Origin of the sequence: Citrobacter sp. Cpo037, from assembly GCF_030332945.1 — a bacterium.
Taxonomy (GTDB): Bacteria; Pseudomonadota; Gammaproteobacteria; order Enterobacterales; family Enterobacteriaceae; genus Citrobacter; species Citrobacter portucalensis.
The window spans coordinates 4,892-8,235 of the sequence record NZ_JAOWGW010000074.1 but is presented as its reverse complement, the minus strand read 5'-3'; the positions used below and the strand labels follow the sequence as shown (position 1 = coordinate 8,235).

The following is a 3,344-nucleotide window of genomic DNA, read 5'->3' as shown; positions in this document are numbered from 1 at the left end:
CGTGAAGAAGTGGCAGATCCCGCGATTCATCAACACGGATAAAGCGCCCGCCTATGGTCGCGCGCTTGCTCTGCTCAAACGCGAAGGCCGGTGCCAGTCTGACGTTGAACACCGACAGATTAAGTACCGGAACAACGTGATTGAATGCGATCATGGCAAACTGAAACGGATAATCGGCGCCACGCTGGGATTTAAATCCATGAAGACGGCTTACGCCACCATCAAAGGTATTGAGGTGATGCGTGCACTACGCAAAGGCCAGGCCTCAGCATTTTATTATGGTGATCCCCTGGGCGAAATGCGCCTGGTAAGCAGAGTTTTTGAAATGTAAGGCCTTTGAATAAGACAAAAGGCTGCCTCATCGCTAACTTTGCAACAGTGCCAGCTGCGGGCCGCTCCCGCCGCGAAGGACGTGCTCGACGCCATCGAGGTGCTGCGCGGCATGAACAGCGACAACGCCCGCAAGGTGCCCGCCGACGCGCCGACCGAGTTCATCAAGCCGCGCTGGCAGAAGCTGGTCATGACCGACACCGGCATCGACCGGCGCTACTACGAACTGTGCGCGCTGTCGGAGATGAAGAACGCGTTGCGTTCCGGCGACATCTGGGTGCAGGGGTCGCGCCAGTTCAAGGACTTCGAGGACTACCTGGTGCCGCCCGCGAAATTCGCCAGCCTCAAGCAGGCCAGCGAATTGCCGCTGGCCGTGGCCACCGACTGCAACCGGTACCTGAACGACCGGCTGACGCTGCTGGAAACACAGCTTGCCACCGTCAACCGTATGGCGACGGCCAACGAGCTGCCGGACGCCATCATCACCGAGTCAGGCTTGAAGATCACGCCGCTCGACGCGGCGGTACCCGACACCGCCCAAGCGCTGATCGACCAGACGGCAATGATCCTGCCGCACGTCAAGATCACCGAACTGCTGCTGGAGGTGGACGAATGGACGGGCTTCACTCGGCATTTCGCGCATCTGAAATCGGGCGACCCGGCCAAAGACAAGAACCTGTTGCTGACCACGATCCTCGCCGACGCGATCAACCTGGGCCTGACCAAGATGGCGGAGTCTTGCCCCGGCACGACCTACGCCAAGCTGGCTTGGCTGCAAGCCTGGCACATCCGCGACGAAACCTACGGGGCGGCGCTGGCCGATCTGGTCAACGCACAGTTCCGCCATCCCTTCGCCGAGCACTGGGGCGACGGCACCACCTCATCGTCGGACGGCCAGAACTTCCGCACCGGCAGCAAGGCCGAGAGCACCGGCCACATCAACCCGAAATACGGGAGCAGCCCAGGGCGGACGTTCTACACCCACATTTCTGACCAGTACGCGCCATTTCACACCAAGGTCGTGAACGTCGGCGTGCGCGATTCGACCTACGTGCTCGACGGCCTGCTGTACCACGAGTCCGACTTGCGGATCGAGGAGCATTACACCGACACGGCGGGCTTCACCGATCACGTCTTCGCCCTGATGCACCTCCTGGGCTTCCGCTTCGCGCCGCGCATCCGCGACCTGGGCGACACCAAGCTCTACATCCCGAAGGGCGACGCCGCCTATGACGCGCTGAAACCCATGATCGGCGGCACGCTCAACATCAAGCACGTCCGCGCCCATTGGGACGAAATCCTGCGGCTGGCCACCTCGATCAAGCAGGGCACGGTGACGGCCTCCCTGATGCTCCGAAAGCTCGGCAGCTACCCACGCCAGAACGGCCTGGCCGTGGCGCTCCGCGAGCTGGGCCGCATCGAGCGCACGCTGTTCATCCTGGACTGGCTGCAAAGCGTGGAACTGCGCCGCCGCGTGCATGCCGGCCTGAACAAGGGCGAGGCGCGCAATGCGCTGGCCAGGGCAGTGTTTTTCAACCGCCTGGGTGAAATCCGCGACCGCAGTTTCGAGCAGCAGCGCTACCGGGCTAGCGGCCTCAATCTGGTAACGGCTGCCGTCGTGTTGTGGAACACGGTCTATCTGGAACGGGCTGCGCACGCGCTGCGTGGCAACGGCCATGCCGTTGATGACGCGCTGTTGCAGTACCTGTCGCCGCTCGGTTGGGAGCACATCAACCTCACCGGCGATTACCTCTGGCGCAGCAGCGCCAAGATCGGCGCGGGCAAGTTCAGGCCGCTACGACCGCTGCAACCGGCTTAGCGTGCTTTATTTAATGAGATGGTCACTCCCTCCTTCCCAGTACTATGCTGAGGACAGGCTTTCATTCGGAGAACCATCATGGAAAACATTGCGCTTATTGGTATCGATCTGGGTAAGAACTCTTTCCATATTCATTGTCAGGATCATCGTGGGAAGGCCGTTTACCGTAAAAAATTCACCCGACCAAAGCTAATCGAATTTCTGGCGACATGCCCGGCAACAACCATCGCGATGGAAGCCTGTGGCGGTTCTCACTTTATGGCACGCAAGCTGGAAGAGTTAGGGCATTTTCCAAAGCTGATATCACCGCAATTTGTCCGCCCATTCGTTAAAAGCAACAAAAATGACTTCGTTGATGCTGAAGCTATCTGTGAAGCAGCATCACGTCCATCTATGCGTTTCGTGCAGCCCAGAACCGAATCTCAGCAGGCAATGCGAGCTCTGCATCGTGTCCGTGAATCCCTGGTTCAGGATAAGGTGAAAACAACTAATCAGATGCATGCTTTTCTGCTGGAATTTGGTATCAGCGTTCCGCGAGGTGCTGCCGTTATTAGTCGACTGAGTACCCTTCTTGAGGACAGTAGTTTGCCTCTTTATCTCAGCCAGTTACTGCTGAAATTACAACAGCATTATCACTATCTTGTTGAGCAGATTAAAGATCTGGAATCTCAGTTGAAACGAAAGTTGGACGAAGATGAGGTTGGACAGCGCTTGCTGAGTATTCCCTGCGTTGGAACGCTGACTGCCAGTACTATTTCAACTGAGATTGGCGACGGGAAGCAGTACGCCAGCAGCCGTGACTTTGCGGCGGCAACAGGGCTGGTACCCCGACAGTACAGCACGGGAGGTCGGACGACATTGTTAGGGATTAGCAAGCGGGGCAACAAAAAGATCCGAACTTTGTTGGTTCAGTGTGCCAGGGTATTCATACAAAAACTGGAACACCAGTCTGGCAAGTTGGCCGACTGGGTCAGGGAGTTGTTGTGTCGGAAAAGCAACTTTGTCGTCACCTGTGCTCTGGCAAACAAGCTGGCCAGAATAGCCTGGGCACTGACGGCGCGACAGCAAACTTACGAAGCATAAAGGCAGAAATACACCAGTTTAAACAATCATTCATCTGGTTTTGCGAATACTGATATTGATGATACTAACGGCCCACCGGCCTGTTGAGGAACCTGTAAAACGGAAAGGCTCA

General features: G+C 57.4%; 1 protein-coding gene and 2 pseudogenes. All 3 read left to right on the top strand.

Annotation, left to right across the window (positions count from 1 at the left end):
- Positions 1–331: pseudogene (locus OGX94_RS19265) on the top strand (IS6-like element IS26 family transposase); the annotation flags it as partial.
- Between the two features lie 51 nt (positions 332–382).
- A pseudogene (locus OGX94_RS19260) lies at positions 383–2,149 on the top strand (Tn3 family transposase); the annotation flags it as partial.
- A gap of 78 nt (positions 2,150–2,227) precedes the next feature.
- The gene (locus OGX94_RS19255) at positions 2,228–3,232 is read left to right on the top strand and encodes an IS110-like element IS5075 family transposase (RefSeq protein ID WP_000427619.1); all 1,005 of its coding nucleotides are present in this window, start codon (positions 2,228–2,230) and stop codon (positions 3,230–3,232) included.
- Positions 3,233–3,344: the final 112 nt, after the last annotated feature.